General features: G+C 59.5%; 14 protein-coding genes and 2 tRNA genes. 14 read left to right on the forward strand and 2 right to left on the reverse strand.

What is annotated here, in order from left to right; translation table 11 throughout:
* Positions 1-250: 250 nt before the first annotated feature.
* Together AB5Z20_RS01880 and asnB are read right to left on the reverse strand one after the other, a co-directional pair.
* A tRNA-Val gene (locus AB5Z20_RS01880) sits at positions 251-326 on the reverse strand.
* Positions 327-383: 57 nt separating this feature from the next.
* Complete coding sequence (gene asnB, locus AB5Z20_RS01885; RefSeq protein ID WP_368129891.1) at positions 384-2252, reverse strand: asparagine synthase (glutamine-hydrolyzing); 1869 nt, start codon at positions 2250-2252, stop codon at positions 384-386.
* A 333-nt stretch (positions 2253-2585) separates the two neighbouring features.
* On the opposite strand from asnB, the gene AB5Z20_RS01890 reads away from it, so the two are divergent.
* The 14 genes from AB5Z20_RS01890 to AB5Z20_RS01955 all read left to right on the forward strand — a co-directional run bounded on the left by AB5Z20_RS01890 (position 2586) and on the right by AB5Z20_RS01955 (position 15181).
* Entirely contained in the window at positions 2586-4070 is a 1485-nt protein-coding gene (locus tag AB5Z20_RS01890; protein ID WP_270225803.1) for a Mur ligase family protein, read from the forward strand.
* A gap of 34 nt (positions 4071-4104) precedes the next feature.
* Complete coding sequence (locus AB5Z20_RS01895) at positions 4105-5016, forward strand: HAD family hydrolase (protein ID WP_270225804.1); 912 nt, start codon at positions 4105-4107, stop codon at positions 5014-5016.
* A gap of 53 nt (positions 5017-5069) precedes the next feature.
* On the forward strand, positions 5070-5954 hold the full coding sequence (gene murI, locus AB5Z20_RS01900) for a glutamate racemase (RefSeq protein WP_117778584.1): 885 nt from the start codon (positions 5070-5072) through the stop codon (positions 5952-5954).
* A gap of 55 nt (positions 5955-6009) precedes the next feature.
* The gene (gene rph / locus AB5Z20_RS01905) at positions 6010-6735 is read left to right on the forward strand and encodes a ribonuclease PH (protein WP_270225806.1); all 726 of its coding nucleotides are present in this window, start codon (positions 6010-6012) and stop codon (positions 6733-6735) included.
* 140 nt (positions 6736-6875) lie between these two features.
* Positions 6876-7517, forward strand: coding sequence for an RdgB/HAM1 family non-canonical purine NTP pyrophosphatase (gene rdgB / locus AB5Z20_RS01910; protein WP_022094898.1), 642 nt, complete (start codon positions 6876-6878; stop codon positions 7515-7517).
* A gap of 3 nt (positions 7518-7520) precedes the next feature.
* Positions 7521-7967, forward strand: coding sequence for a D-aminoacyl-tRNA deacylase (gene dtd, locus AB5Z20_RS01915; protein ID WP_270225808.1), 447 nt, complete (start codon positions 7521-7523; stop codon positions 7965-7967).
* 113 nt (positions 7968-8080) lie between these two features.
* Entirely contained in the window at positions 8081-8377 is a 297-nt protein-coding gene (locus AB5Z20_RS01920) for a Veg family protein (RefSeq protein ID WP_006234957.1), read from the forward strand.
* 2 nt (positions 8378-8379) lie between these two features.
* Complete coding sequence (gene ispE, locus AB5Z20_RS01925) at positions 8380-9276, forward strand: 4-(cytidine 5'-diphospho)-2-C-methyl-D-erythritol kinase (protein WP_270225810.1); 897 nt, start codon at positions 8380-8382, stop codon at positions 9274-9276.
* A 49-nt stretch (positions 9277-9325) separates the two neighbouring features.
* Positions 9326-9402, forward strand: a tRNA-Pro gene (locus tag AB5Z20_RS01930).
* A gap of 112 nt (positions 9403-9514) precedes the next feature.
* Positions 9515-9790 carry a twin-arginine translocase TatA/TatE family subunit gene (gene tatA / locus AB5Z20_RS01935; protein ID WP_152073393.1) on the forward strand — a complete coding sequence of 92 codons (276 nt, stop codon included), beginning with the start codon at positions 9515-9517 and terminating at the stop codon, positions 9788-9790.
* A 107-nt stretch (positions 9791-9897) separates the two neighbouring features.
* Positions 9898-10368 carry a transcription elongation factor GreA gene (greA, locus tag AB5Z20_RS01940; RefSeq protein WP_117820769.1) on the forward strand — a complete coding sequence of 157 codons (471 nt, stop codon included), beginning with the start codon at positions 9898-9900 and terminating at the stop codon, positions 10366-10368.
* Between the two features lie 78 nt (positions 10369-10446).
* Entirely contained in the window at positions 10447-12411 is a 1965-nt protein-coding gene (gene lysS, locus AB5Z20_RS01945) for a lysine--tRNA ligase (protein WP_368129892.1), read from the forward strand.
* A 339-nt stretch (positions 12412-12750) separates the two neighbouring features.
* Positions 12751-14319 carry a threonine/serine ThrE exporter family protein gene (locus tag AB5Z20_RS01950; protein ID WP_329738358.1) on the forward strand — a complete coding sequence of 523 codons (1569 nt, stop codon included), beginning with the start codon at positions 12751-12753 and terminating at the stop codon, positions 14317-14319.
* Between the two features lie 313 nt (positions 14320-14632).
* A complete protein-coding gene (locus AB5Z20_RS01955) occupies positions 14633-15181 on the forward strand; it encodes a DUF2798 domain-containing protein (RefSeq protein WP_270225813.1) in 549 nt (182 codons plus the stop codon).
* The last annotated feature ends 115 nt before the right edge of the window (positions 15182-15296 follow it).

Here is a 15296-nt window from a genome sequence, read left to right on the forward strand (position 1 = left end):
ATCCCTCTGCACGGGGCCCAAAAAGGAAAGGCCCCCATCGCTGGGAGCCTTTTCAATCAAGTGGTGGGCGATGAGGGGTGTCCGCGTGCGGCTGGCGCCGCCCGCGCCCCGCTTCGTCGCTTCGCTCCTCGCGTGCTGCGCTGGAAAACGCTTACGCGTTTCCTCAGCTCCGCACCCTTGCGGGTTCGAATCCCTCTGCACGGGGCCCAAAAAGGAAAGGCCCCCATCGCTGGGAGCCTTTTCAATCAAGTGGTGGGCGATGAGGGATTCGAACCCCCAGCCTTGTGCGTGTAAAGCACCTGCGCTAACCGTTGCGCCAATCGCCCGCAGGGATTGAGTATAGCGGAAACCCCGTGCTGTTCACCGCTAATCCATAACGAAACTTACGCGGCGACTTCGGCGCCCTTGTCCTCGTCGATAAAGAAGCGCTTGTACCAGATGAGGAACGTCAGCGTGGTATAGATCTTGCGCTGGTTGAGCGCGCGACCCTCAAAGTGATCGTCAAGCAGTTTCATGAGCGCATCGGTTTCAAAGAAATCAGCAGCCCACGGTGCGGTGAAGTATTCCTTTACGTAGTCGTAGTACTTTTGCTCGCGAAGCCAGAACTTGACCGGTACGGGGAAGCCCACCTTCTTGCGCGTTGCCCACTCGTCGGGCAGCGTGCGGTTGGCGGCGTGACGCAGGACGAGCTTGCAGCCTTCTTCGTTAACACGGTAGTTGGCGGGAATGTGCTCGGCAAACTCCATGACCTTCTTGTCCAGGAACGGGACGCGAAGCTCCAGAGAATGCGCCATGCACATCTTGTCTGCCTTGAGCAGGATGTCGCCCGGCAGCCACATGTTCATATCCAGATACTGTTTCTTGGAAAGCTCGCAGCAGTTGGGAACCTGCTTGTAGTACTCGGCGCACATCTCGGCGGCGTTCTTGCCGGTGTCATAAGCGGGCTTGAGCACCTCGTCGACCTCGGAGGGATCGAACACCTTTGCCTGACCCACATACCAACGCTCGGGAACCTCGGCGCATTTCGTCAGGAAGTTGTGGCCCTTAAAGTAGGGGAGATGCTGAACGAGCGAGCCCAGGGCGCGACGTACGCCGAGCGGCACGCGCTTCTTAAAGGAGCGCATCTCGGGGGTGTCCTCGTACCACTCATAGCCGGCAAACAGCTCGTCGGCACCCTCGCCCGAAAGGACGACGGTGACCTCCTCGGAAGCCATCTGCGCCAGATAGTACAACGGCACGCTGGACAGGTTCGATTGCGGTTCGTCCATGTGATACTGGATATCGGGCAGCGCATCGAAGAACTCGTCGGCGGTAATCATCTTGCGCACATTCTTGATGCCCAGCTTGTCGGAAAGCTCGGCAGCGTAGTTGGTCTCGTTGAAGTTCTTGTAATCGAAGCCGACAGAATACGTGGTGTCGGGCATAAGGCAGGCGGCAATGTAGCTGGAGTCCACGCCGCCAGAAAGAAACGAGCCCACCTTAACATCGGCGATTCGGTGCGCAGCGACGCTTTCGTGCACGACCTTGTCGCACTCGTCCACGTACTCCTCGAAGGTCTTGGAGTTGTCGTCGGTGAAGTCACAGCTCCAGTAACGCTTGATGTCCATGGTGTTGGTCGTCAGGTCATACGTAAAGCAATGCGCCGGGGCAAGCTTGAACACGCCCTTAAAGAAGGTCTCCTCCGTGGCGGGGAATTGCAGCGTCAAGTAGGGGCGTAGCGCGTCGTGGTTGACAGCCTTCTCAAACTTGGGATGGTCCAGGAAGCTCTTGATCTCGGAGCCAAACAGCAGTGAGCCATCGGATGCCTGGTAGTAATAAAACGGCTTGATACCAAAGATGTCGCGAGCGCCGAAGAGTTTGTTCTTGTTCTGGTCGTGAATCACGAACGCGTACATGCCGCGTAGGCGGTTGACCAGGTCCTCGCCCCACTCCTCGTAACCGTGTACCAGGACCTCGGTATCGGCGTTGCAGTGGAAGGCGTAGCCGGCTGCCTCCAGCTCGGCGCGAAGCTCCTGGAAGTTGTAGATCTCTCCGTTGAAGACAATCGTGACCTTGCCGTCGTCGCTCGACATGGGCTGAGCTCCAGCTTCGGAAAGATCGAGAATCGAAAGACGACGGAAGCCAAGGGCAACGTTGTCGACGATATGCTGGCCGCCCATATCGGGACCACGGTGGATGATGCGATTCATCATGGCCGTGAGAACCAGCTCACTCTGTTCATCTGTACCGGTAAAACCGACAAAACCGCACATGCAAGATCCTTTCTGCTGACGGCTCAGGTGTACTGCCGCAAGGATCGCGGCAGCTGATGTCAAATAATCTTTACTATCATGCCAATCTTTTGTTTCGTGATAGGGCATAAGCGCCGAGCGAACCGAAAAAACCACGGCGTGACTCGTCCGGGCTTCCGGTAGCGGTTCCAAGATTTAGCAATCTGTGCCCGATACAAGATTGGGCGGCATATTACGATGGCTGCTAGTATTGAAAGGGTTTTGTTGAATCGGTTTGGTCTCGAGGCAATTGAGGCTGGGCTTAGCGAGAGAGGTCTTTGTATGTCGAGTCCGACACAAGAGAAGCTAACTCTGATGCGCTATATAGAGTTGCTCGAGGAAGATGACCTTGTTGTTTCCAGACCGAGCGCTTCGTGCGACCAGCGCATTGAGTTTGCAACTGATGACTCGCGCCAGGTGCGTCCGGGCACGTTGTTTGTCTGCAAGGGCCGTACGTTTAAGCGCGAGTACCTGCTTTCGGCAATCTCCGATGGCGCCGTGGCCTACGTTTCCGAGGTTGATTACGATGTTGATCTTCCCGCGGTGATTGTGAGTGATATTCGTCGCACGCTCGCCGTGGTGGCAGATGCCTTTTATGGGCACCCGTCGGGTAAGGTGAAGGTCTGCGCCTTTACAGGCACCAAGGGCAAGTCGACCTGTAGCTTTTATCTGCGCGGCATTCTCGCCAACGAGGCCAAGATTACGGGCTGTCATCGACCCGCTCTTAATACGGGCATTGAGTTCGACGACGGCATCGAGACGGGCCCTTCCAAACTGACGACCCCCGAATCCTTCATGCTGCAGTCTCGCATCGCGCATGCTGCGGAGGCGGGTGCCCCGTGGCTGGTTATGGAGGCATCGAGCCAGGGCCTCAAATACGAGCGCACGGGCAAGATCGCCTTTGAAGTCGGCGCCTTTACCAATATCGGCGAGGATCACATTTCGCCGATTGAGCATCCGACGCTCGAGGATTACTTTGCCAGCAAGCTCAAAATTTTCTCGCAGAGCCGTTTTGCCGTGGTCAATCTCGATATGGATAAAGTCGATCGTGTGCTCGAGGCGGCATCTCGTTGCGAACGTACGGTGACGTTCTCCCTGACCGACGAGCGTGCCGACGTGCTTGCGCTGGCGATTCGCAATGGTGACTGCGGCGTGGTGGCAACGGTGCGCACGCCCCGCTTTACGCGCGACATGGTGATTCCCACGCCGGTTAAATTCAATGTGTCCAACGCGCTTGCCGCTATTGCCTGCGCCGAGGCCCTGGGCATTTCCGAAGAGGGTATCGTCCATGGCTTTGAGGGCGTCTTCGTTCCCGGCCGTATGGAGCTCTATCCGTCCGTATCGGGCAAAATCTTGGGCGTCGTCGATTTTGCACATAACGGCATGAGCCTCGAGACACTTCTGCGCGACTTGCGCGAGAACTATCCCGAGCGCGAGCTGGCGGTTGTATTTGGCGCTACGGGCGGTAAGGGTGTCGATCGACGCACCACGATGGGCATCGCCGCTGGCAAGTATGCCGACCGAATCGTGATTACCGAGGATGACCCCGGCCCCGAGGATGTCGAGGATATTTGCGCCGAGATCGCGCGCAACGTTCAAGCGCAGGGAAATGATAACTGGCAAATCGTGACTGATCGCGTTGCCGCTATCGAGACTGCCGTGCGCGAGACCGTCCGTCCTGCCGTGGTCATCGTGACCGGTAAGGGCGAGGAAGAGTGTATGCTGCGCAAGAACGGACCCGAGCCTTGTGAGCGCGACGGTTCGATTCTCAAGCGCACCCTTGCGGCGTACGATGCCTAAGACCAGAAGCCCCTTCTACGTAAATGGAGTGACCATGTCCCACAATACCCTGCCGACCGTCGCTGAGCTTTCGGGCGAGATGCGCGAGCGTCTTGCCAAGGTTAAGTACGTCTTTACCGACCTGGACGCCACGATGCTCGCACCCGGCTCGTGCGTGCTGCGCGATAACGACGGCAATCCCTCGACCAAGCTCGTCGAGGCGGTTGTCGCGCTCGCTCGTGCCGGCATCCAGGTGGTCCCCACCTCGGGTCGCAATCGCACCATGATCCACGAAGACGCCCGCGTGCTCGGCCTCAACTCCTACATCGGCGAGATGGGCGGCCTGGTCATGTACGACCTCAAAGCTAACGATTGGGAGTATCTGACCGGCGACATGCCTTACGACCCCGCCTGCGGCCTCACACCGCATCAGGTGATCGAGCAGACCGGCGTGTGCGAGAAGATCCTTGCCCGCTGGCCGCATAAGATCGAGTACCACAACGACATGTCGACTGGCTACAAGTACCGCGAGGTCACCGTCGGCATGCGCGGCGATGTGCCCGACGACGAGGTCCAGGCCATTCTTGACGAGGCTGGCTGCGGTCTGGTCTGGGCCTGCAACGGCCATCTGACGCATCTGTCCAAGCCGACGACGCTCGAGCTCGAACGCGTCGAGGATGGCCGCGCGTTTAACATCAATCCCGCCGGTCTCAACAAGGGCGTTGCCATCGCACGTTTCTGCGAGCACCTGGGTATCGAGCGCGAGGAGACGCTGGCGCTCGGCGATTCCGAGTCCGACTTCTACATGGCTGACCACGTGGGCACGTTCTGCCTGGTCGAGAACGGTTTGACCAGCGCCGGCGCGCCCGAGTTCCTGGATACCTGCGATAACGCCTACGTCACGCGCGGCAAGATTGTCGACGGCTGGGCGGCAACGGCAGAGCTGCTCGTCGCGGCTCGTTCGTAGCGCGGCCCTATAGTTCTGAGCCATATCTTTTCGAGAGAGAATCTGGTGAGGTAATGTCCGATATCGAGAATCTGGCTGGCGACACACGTCCCATTGGCGTGTTCGATTCTGGTCTGGGCGGTCTGACGGTTGCACGCGCCATCGCAACGGCGTTGCCGCACGAGTCCGTCTACTACTTTGGCGACACCAAGCGCTGCCCCTACGGCACCCGCACCGAGGACGAGGTGCGCTCGTTTGCACTGCAGGCGGGCCGTTGGCTGTCGAAGCACGACGTCAAGATCATGGTCATCGCCTGCAATACAGCGACCGCTGCGGCCTTGCGTTTGGCCCAGCAGGTGCTCGACGTCCCCGTCATCGGCGTGATCGCACCGGGCGCACGCGCGGCAATCAACAGCACCCGCACGCGCCGGGTGGGCGTGCTCGCCACCAACCTCACCATTCGCTCAGGCGCTTACACGCGTGCCATCCAGGACCTGGATGCCGGCGTCGACGTATACGGCTGCCCTGCCTCGAGCTTTGTCGAGGTCGTTGAGCACGAGCTCGCCTCGGGCGCACATCTGCAAGAGCAGTGGCTCGAGAACGAGGACATCTTTGATACGCCTGCCGTACGCGCGCTGGTCGGCGCCACGGTTGAACCGCTGCGCGACCACGGCATCGATACCGTGGTACTCGGCTGCACGCATTTTCCGCTGCTCGTGGGGCCTATTCGCCATGCGCTGGGTCCCGGAGTGCGCGTGGTGAGCTCCGCCGAGGAGACCACGCGCGAGCTGACCGATATTCTCACGCGCCGCGAGCAGCTGGCGGGCGACGCGGCCGAGCCGCAGCATCGTTTTGCAACGACGGCCGATAACATTGCTGAGTTTGCGGTGGCGGGCAGTTTTATCTTTGGCCAGCCGCTCAAAAGCATTGAGCATATCGATATCGACGAACTGAAATAGATATAAGGTCACCGACCAAAGGCTCACGTTCACCTTTTGCCGAAAGGATATTTCTATGGAGTACATGCAGGTCAATCGCGCCAACGACCGCGCCGCCGATGAGCTGCGCCCCATCAAGCTTACTCGCGGTGTCATGAAGCACGCCCACGGTTCGTGCCTGGCCGAGTTTGGCGATACGCGCGTGCTGTGCGCTGCCACCATCGAGGAGGGCGTGCCGGGCTGGCGCAAGGGCGCCAAGGCCGGTTGGGTAACGGCGGAGTATGCCATGCTGCCGGCATCGACCGGCAAGCGCTGCAAGCGCGAGCACGCCAACCGCAAGGGTCGCTCCATGGAGATTGAGCGTCTGATCGGCCGCAGCCTACGCACCGTCGTCAACATGAAGGCGCTCGGCGAGTACACCGTCACCGTCGACTGCGACGTGATTCAGGCAGACGGCGGCACGCGAACGGCGAGCATTACCGGCGCCTGGGTGGCACTGCACGACGCCCTTGCCATGTGGGTCGAGGCGGGTAAGCTCGAGCGCATCCCGCTCACGGGCCAGGTCGCCGCGATTTCCATGGGCGTTGTCGATGGCAACACCCTGCTCGACCTGGATTATTCCGAGGACAGTCACGCCGAGGTCGACATGAATCTCGTCGCTACCGACACCGGCGAGATGATCGAGCTCCAGGGCACTGGCGAGCAGGCGCCCTTCGACCGCAAGCGCCTCAATTCCCTGCTCGATTTGGGCGACAAGGGCATTGCCGAGCTCATCGAGCTCCAGCGCCAAGCTCTCGCCTAGCCTGCCAAAAAGGGATGTTTATTTTGGCAGGTTTTATCTGCGGAAACGCCGATAGATAAGGTTGATGCCACATGAAAGGGGAGACGTCGACGGACCGGTCCCTTTTACGTGACTTTGCTATACGGACAAGGAGACCACTCATGGCACTTGAGAAGATCGACATCGACACCCTCGACCCGGCGGCGACCATCGTCGTGGCAACGGGCAACGCCCATAAGCTCACCGAGATCGAGGCCATTTTGGGCAAGGTTATGCCCGAGGTTCGCTTTGTGGCGCTCGGTCAGCTGGGCGATTTTGAGGACCCCGAGGAAAACGGTACGACATTTTTGGAGAACGCCATCATCAAGGCGCAGGCTGCCGTCGAAGAGACGGGGCTCATGGCCATTGCCGACGATTCGGGCCTGGTCGTTGACGCGCTGGATGGTGAGCCCGGTGTGTATAGCGCGCGCTACGCGGGCGTTCACGGCGACGATGCCGCCAACAATGCCAAACTGCTCGTTAACCTGGAAGGCGTGGCCGACGAGGACCGCACTGCGCGCTTTATGAGCGTCGTCGCGCTCATCGACACGGACGGTTTGGTCACCTATGGTGAGGGCGCCTGCGAGGGTGTTATCGCACACGAGGGTCGCGGCGATCACGGCTTTGGCTACGACCCGCTGTTCCTGCCGGTCGACACGCCGGGCAAGACCATGGCCGAGCTGACGGCGGACGAGAAGAACGCCATCAGCCATCGATTCCATGCGCTCGAGCACCTATCCGCCAAACTGACGGGCGAGGAGTAGGCCGTGCGTGCAGTAGTGCAGCGCGTGCTCAACGCCGGCGTGACGGTCGACGACGAGTGCGTGGGCAAAATTGGGCGCGGCTATCTGGTACTGCTGGGCGTGGGTCACGGCGACACGCGCGCCGAGGCCGATAAGCTGTGGGGCAAGCTCCGGGGCTTGCGCATTAACGAGGACGAGAACGGCAAGACCAACCTGGCACTTGCCGATGTCGACGGCGAGGTTCTCGTGGTGTCGCAGTTCACGCTGTTCGCCGATTGCCGTCACGGCCGCCGCCCATCGTTTACGGATGCTGGCGCCCCCGATGTCGCCAACGAGCTCTACGAGTACTTCCTGACGCTTGTGCGCGAGGACGTCGAGCACGTAGCGCATGGCATCTTCGGCGCCGACATGAAGGTCGACCTCGTCAACGACGGTCCATTCACCATCGTCCTGGACACCGATGCTCTGTAAGTAGCTAATTAGCTACTTGCGTATGGCCACAACAGGGTGCTATAGTATTAGAGTTTTGTCTATCTTAGGGGTATTATCCCCTTTTTGAATTGCACCTTCTGGAGGCCCTGTTCATGGAAGAGATGGAAGTCAATCACGTCGACGACATCCACGAGAAGCTGACCGATATGGTGGGCGATCGCGTTAAGGTGAAGGCCAACATGGGCCGCACCCGCGTCGTCGAGCGCATGGGCACCATCAAGAGCGTCCATCCGGCAGTCTTTATCGTCGAGGTCGACGAGCGCCGTGGCCGCAAGTCGCGTCAGTCCTACCAGTATATTGATGTTCTCACCGGCCAGGTCGAGCTGTTCGACCCCGAGAGCGGCGAGCACATTTTTACCCCGCTCGGCAATCAGCTCGAGGAGCACTAGCGGTGACCGATTGGTCCCTGACCCTTTCCGCGCCGGCAAAGATCAACCTCTATCTGGGGGTTCATACCGAGCGTGACGACCGCGGCTACCATAAGGTCGATTCCCTGATGGCAGCCGTCGGTCTTGTCGATACCGTGACGGTTACGCCGGCACAGGCGCTGACCGTCCAGACGATTCCGACATCCGACTTTCCCATGCAAAAGAATACGGCGTATCGTGCTGCGCTCGCTATGGCCGAGCATTATGGTCGTGAAGCCAACGTCTGCATCACGATCGAGAAGCGCATCCCGTTGTGTGCCGGCCTGGGCGGTCCTTCGACGGATGCCGCGGCGGTCATTGTCGCCTTGGCAGAGCTGTGGGGTATCGACCGTGCCGATCCCGCGCTGGACAACATCGCGCGCGGCATTGGCGCCGACGTTCCCTTCTTTTTGCATGCCAGCCCTGCATTTTGCGTGGGTGGGGGAGACGTGCTGGCAACCGAGTACCCCGCACTTCCCGCGACACCCGTCGTGCTGGTCAAGCCGCGCGAGGCAAGCGTTTCAACAATTGAAGCCTATCGACGTTTTGACGAGACCCCAGCGCCTGCGGACAAGCCCGGAGCGATCGCGTCTGCCCTTCGCTCGGGAGACGCAGAGGCGGCCTACGCGCTCGTCCACAACAACCTGGGAGTCATTTCCGCGCAGATGGAGCCGCGGATTCAAACGGTGCTCGACTGGCTTCGTTCACAGGACGGTATCATTGCCGCAAACGTGTGCGGTTCGGGTGCCTGCTCGTTTGCCATTTGCGATACTGCCGCCACGGCAGTTAATCTTGCGGCAGTCGCTCAACAAAACGGCTGGTGGGCTTATGCAACGGAGCTCATTTCCGACACGGTTCGCATTGAAGCGCCAAAGAAGTAAAAATTTCTCTGGCACACGACGGAAATCTTTGTTACTATAGTCGAGCTAACGGGTTGTGGCTCAGTTTGGTAGAGCACTGCGTTCGGGACGCAGGGGTCGCTGGTTCAAATCCAGTCAACCCGACCAGAGCATGAGGAGGGACCGCTTCTTGCGGTCCCTTTTTTTAGCTATTGTTGTGATACCGCGATACCCGCGGTATACTCATTCGAGCTTGTCTCGCTGTATTGTGGAGGTCTACATGTTTGGACTGAGGGCTCCTGAGCTCATCATTATTCTCGTTGTTGTCCTGATTATCTTTGGGCCTAAGAACCTGCCGAAGCTCGGTAAGTCCCTCGGCTCTACCGTCAAGAATATCCGCGAGGGTATGGAGGGCGACGATAAGGGCGAAACCAAGCAGGCCGAGGACGTTGTGGTCGAGGAGTCCAAGGAGGACAAGGAGATCGCAGAGCTCGAGGCCAAGCTCGCTGCTGCCAAGCAAAAGAAGGCAGAGGACAGCGACGCGGACGCAGAGTAGTCCCATCCCTTTGGGGTGAGCACCTGACCGGCTTGCCCGCAGGCTAGCCGGTCTTTTTCGTTTTTGTTGACAGTTGATCGTTACATCATAGTTGGGGAGATATCCGTATGGACGCAAGCCAGATCGTACTGACCGCTGAGGGCCGCCAGAAGCTCGTCGAGGAGCTCGCTTGGCGTGAGGGCGATTACGCCAAGGAGATCGTCGAGGACATCAAGGAAGCTCGCGCGTTCGGCGACCTTTCGGAGAACTCCGAGTACGATGCCGCCAAGGACAAGCAGGCCCAGAACGCCGCTCGTATCGCCGAGATCCAGGCCATCCTTGCCAACGCTCAGATCGCTGCCAGCACGGGCGACCTGACCGTCTCCATCGGCTCGACTGTTACCCTGGTCGACCCCAACGGTGAGCTCATCGAGGTCACGCTTGTCGGTACCACCGAGACCAACTCGCTCGAGCACAAGATCTCCAACGAGTCTCCGGTCGGCCACGCCATCATTGGTCATGGCGAGGGCGACTCCGTCGAGGTTGTTACGCCTTCCGGCAAGACTCGCGTCTACACCATCGCCAAGATTGCACGCTAGACCACGGTCCCGCGTAAAGGTATGTTTTCGCTCCCTGGGACCGAATCCTGGGGAGCGTTTTAGTTTGAGGAGCTAACTATGGCAGAAAACCAGAACGCCGCCGATCAGGCATCGACGCTCAACGACGAGCGCGCCACCCGCCTGGCCAAGCGTGCCTCCCTGTTCGAGGCGGGCCAGAACCCGTATCCCGAGCACTCCGAGATTGAGGACTACGTCGCCGATATCGAGGCTAAGTACGCCGAGCTTGCCGATGGCGAGGACACCGAGGACGTCGTGAAGATCGGCGGCCGTGTGGTTGCCAAGCGCGGTCAGGGCAAGATCATGTTCATCGTCGTGCGCGACGCGACCGGCGAGATCCAGCTGTTCTGCCGCATCAACGATATGGACGAGGCCGCCTGGAACACGCTCAAGGCGCTCGACCTGGGCGATATCCTGGGCGTGACCGGCGTAGTCGTGCGCACCAAGCGTGGCCAGCTTTCCGTTGCCCCCAAGAGCGCGACGCTGCTGTCCAAGGCCGTTCGCCCGCTGCCCGAGAAGTTCCACGGTCTCTCCGACAAGGAGACCCGCTATCGCCAGCGCTATGTCGACCTGATCGCCAACGACGACGTTCGCGAGACCTTCCGTAAGCGTTCGCAGATTCTCTCCACGTTCCGCCGCTTTATGGAGTCCGATGGCTACATGGAGGTCGAGACCCCCATTCTGCAGACTATCCAGGGCGGCGCTACGGCTAAGCCGTTCATCACGCACTTCAACGCGCTCGACCAGGAGTGTTACCTGCGCATTGCTACCGAGCTGCACCTCAAGCGCTGCATCGTCGGTGGCTTTGAGCGCGTGTTCGAGATCGGCCGTATCTTCCGTAACGAGGGCATGGACCTTACTCACAACCCCGAGTTCACCACGATGGAGGCCTACCGCGCCTTCTCCGATCTCGAGGGCATGAAGGCGCTCGCTCAGGGCGTCATTAAGGCCGCTAACAAGGCTATCGGCAACCCCGAGGTTATTGAGTATCAGGGCCAGACCATCGACCTTTCTGGTGAGTGGGCCAGCCGTCCCATGACCGACATCGTCTCCGACGTGCTCGGCAAGCAGGTCACCATCGACACGCCGGTTGAGGAGCTCGCTGCCGCCGCACGCGAGAAGGGCCTGGAGATCAAGCCCGAGTGGACCGCCGGCAAGATCATCGCCGAGATCTACGATGAGCTGGGCGAGGACACCATCGTCAACCCCACCTTCGTGTGCGATTACCCCATCGAGGTTAGCCCGCTTGCCAAGCGCTTTGAGGATGACCCGCGCCTGACCCATCGCTTTGAGCTGGTCATCGCCGGCCACGAGTACGCGAACGCGTTCTCCGAGCTCAACGACCCGGTCGACCAGGCCGAGCGCTTCGCTGCCCAGATGGCCGAGAAGGCCGGCGGCGACGACGAGGCCATGGAGTACGACGAGGATTACGTGCGCGCCCTCGAGTACGGTATGCCTCCCGCGGGCGGCATTGGCATCGGTATCGACCGCGTGGTCATGCTGCTCACCAACCAGGCTTCCATCCGCGACGTGCTGCTGTTCCCGCACATGAAGCCCGAGAAGGGTTTCCAGTCCGGTGCCGCTGCTGCCAAGGCTGCCGAGGCCGGCAACACCGCGAGCCCCTTCGTCAAGCCCCTCAAGCCCACGGTCGATTATTCCAAGATTGCCGTCGAGCCGCTGTTTGAGGAGTTCGTCGACTTCGATACCTTCTCTAAGAGCGACTTCCGCGCCGTGAAGGTCAAGGCATGCGAGGCCGTCAAGAAGTCCAAGAAGCTGCTGAACTTTACGCTCGATGACGGTACCGGCACTGACCGTACCATTCTCTCCGGCATCCATGAATACTATGAGCCCGAGGACCTGGTCGGCAAGACCCTGCTCGCCATCACCAACCTGCCTCCGCGCAAGATGATGGGTATCCCCAGCTGCGGCATGCTCATCAGCGCCATCCATGAGGAGGAGGGCGAGGAGCGCCTCAACCTGATTCAGCTCGACGCTTCCATCCCTGCCGGCGCAAAGATGTACTAACTAGTTACGCGGTTCTACGAACCGCGTAACGGCTCGACGCTGCGCGGGCCGCATTTGGACAATCTGACGTTCAACTTCAAGGGCGCGACCAGAAGGTCAGCGCCCTTTCGTTTCACGTCACCTTGTCACAAATGCGACCCGCTCGCTGGCGTTGCCAATACATCGACGTTGTCGGAGTAGTCATTGGGGACGTTCTTAAACGACTAGTCGTTGGGGACGCTCTTAAACGTCTGCTCAACGGCTATTGCGCACATGGTTCGCATGACAGCCGTCTCTTTTATGTTTCCTTTAGCCGTTGCTGCCTAGGATGGGGTTAGTCGGTAGGAAGGGAGCACCGGGATGGACGATGCGAGCGAGCGTGCTATCGAAGAGGACATGCTCGATCAGTTCAATTACTTTGATGATGAGGACGAGGAGCTGATCGACCGTCGCGAGCCAGCGCCGCTTGATTCCTTTGATCTGGTCGATGAAGAGCCCGACGAGGACGAGGGCGAATCGGCGGAGCCCTCACAGCCTTCGCGCCTTGACTCGCTGCTTTCGAGAGCCCCCATGCACCACGGTGTCCGTGCCGGCGCGCTCCATATGAAAACTGACTGGCACCAGATCGTGACGGCAGGCGATGAACTTGCCGTCGATGCGCCGCTCACCGATAAATCATCCATCATCTGCCGCACCGGTATGCTTATGCTCGCGAGCGGAACGGGTGCCTGGCGCGTGCGCGATACCATGAATCGTGTTGCTGACGTGCTCGGCGTCACCATCCATGTCGACCTGAGTCTCCTATCGTTTGAGTGCACCTGCATCGAAGATGGCCACTGCTTTAATGAGGTCGTCAGCTTGCCCACAACGGGCGTCAATACCCATCGCATTTGGATGATGGAGAGTTTCCTCAAGGAAATCGAGACCTATGGTCGTCGCTTCACGGTGCACGAGTATCACGAGATGCTCAAGACCGTTGAGAGTTCAAAACCTGATTACGCGCCTTGGCAACAGGGCCTTGCGGCGGCCTGCGCCTGTGGCGCCTTTGTCTTTTTACTTGGTGGCGGTCCTATTGAGATGGCATGCGCGTTCGTAGGCGCGGGTGTCGGCAACTTTGCCCGCTCCCATATTCTTAAGCAGGGCCTTGGTCAGTTCAGCGCGCTGACGACCGGCGTTGCGCTCGCTTGCGTTTCGTATCTGCTGGCATTGCTCGGCCTTGGCCAGGTCATACCGGGGGCAATGTCGCACCAAGAAGGCTATATCGGCGCCATGCTCTTTGTGATTCCCGGCTTTCCGCTCATTACGGCAGGCCTCGACATCGCTAAGCTCGACATGCGAAGCGGTATCGAGCGCCTTTCGTATGCCGTATCGATTATTGTGATGGCGACCCTCGTGGGTTGGATGGTTGCCGAGTGCGTGGGACTGGCGCCGGATGACTTCGCCCCGCTCGGCCTCTCACCGTTGGCTCTTACGCTCTTGCGCATACTGATGAGCTTTATCGGCGTATTTGGCTTCTCGGTTATGTTCAACAGCCCAGTAAAGATGGCAGCGGCGGCAGGGCTCATCGGCGCCGTGTCCAATACCTTGCGTCTTGCGCTCGTCGATGCGCCGACGATGCTTCCCTTCCTGGGGCTGAGTGCGGGCATGCCTCCCGAGGCGGCTGCGTTTATCGGTGCGCTGGTATCGGGGCTGCTCGCGAGCTTAGCTGAAATCAAACTCACCTATCCACGTATCGCCCTCACGGTGCCATCGATTGTCATTATGGTGCCGGGTTTGTATCTGTATCGCTCGATGTATTACATGTGCACCTTCGACACGGTCAATATGCTCGGCTGGTTTGTGCGTGCAGTGCTCATCGTGGCGTTTTTGCCCGTTGGCCTGGGTGTGGCACGTACGCTCACCGACCCTCGCTGGCGCCATACCAGCTAATTGGTGCAAGGGGGACATGTTACTTTGCACCAAATGAGTTGCGGTGAAATAGGGACTGAATTGCTGCTTAAAGGGTCAAAACAGTCCGTATTCCACCGCAACTTAGGGGGTCGGGGGATTATTGGTGCCCTGCATCTTCATAAACTCAACGCTTACGAAGCGCGGGGTTTTCGTGCTAGGCTGGTTCCACCACATAAGTAGTCGCAGACGCACGTATCACGGGCGGGCGAGATGAAGTCCCAACAGCTCCATCTTGCCCGCCCGTTTTTGTTGCGTGATGCCGCGGCGTAACACGGAAAGGACCATGCCCTTTATGCCTATCAACAAACGAGAGAGCCTGCTGTTCACCTTTATCATGTGCTTTTGCATGGTGCTCTGGATGAGCATCTACAACGTTGCCCTGCAGCACGGGGCCATCAACGGCGAGGTCGTTGCCGCTGCGTGGCTCGGCTTCCCCGTTGCCTACATTTTTGCCATGTGCTGCGACTGGTTCGTCGCCAGCCCGCTCGCCAAGGGTTTCGCCTTTAAGTACTTGGTCGCGCCGGGCAAGAGCTCGCCGCTCGCCATGACGCTCGCCGTTAGCTCCTGCATGGTCGTTCCCATGGTCATCATCATGTCGCTGTACGGTGCCTGCGAGGGTCTGACGCACATGCCCGGCGGCATCCTTGCGAACCTGTATTCCGTGCCCGCGATCTGGATGATCAACATCCCGCATAATTTTGTGATGGCGCTGCCGTGGAACCTTTTGGTAGCCGGTCCGATTTCCCACTTCGTCTTCCGTCGCGCCTTCCCTGTGGGGACGGTTTTCGAGGAGGAGCATGCCGAGCTCTTGGAGCAGGCTATGGCTCCTGAGTGCGAGTAGCTCGCTTAGGGATCTGCTGAGCGCGGGCGACTTGCTTGGTTGGAGCCCTAAGCGTGGATAGCTCTCTCGGCGACATCGCGGGCGTGAGCGGTGCGCATGACCGGAGGCCCCGTGC

The organism is Collinsella aerofaciens, from assembly GCF_040910245.1.
Taxonomy (GTDB): domain Bacteria; phylum Actinomycetota; class Coriobacteriia; order Coriobacteriales; family Coriobacteriaceae; genus Collinsella.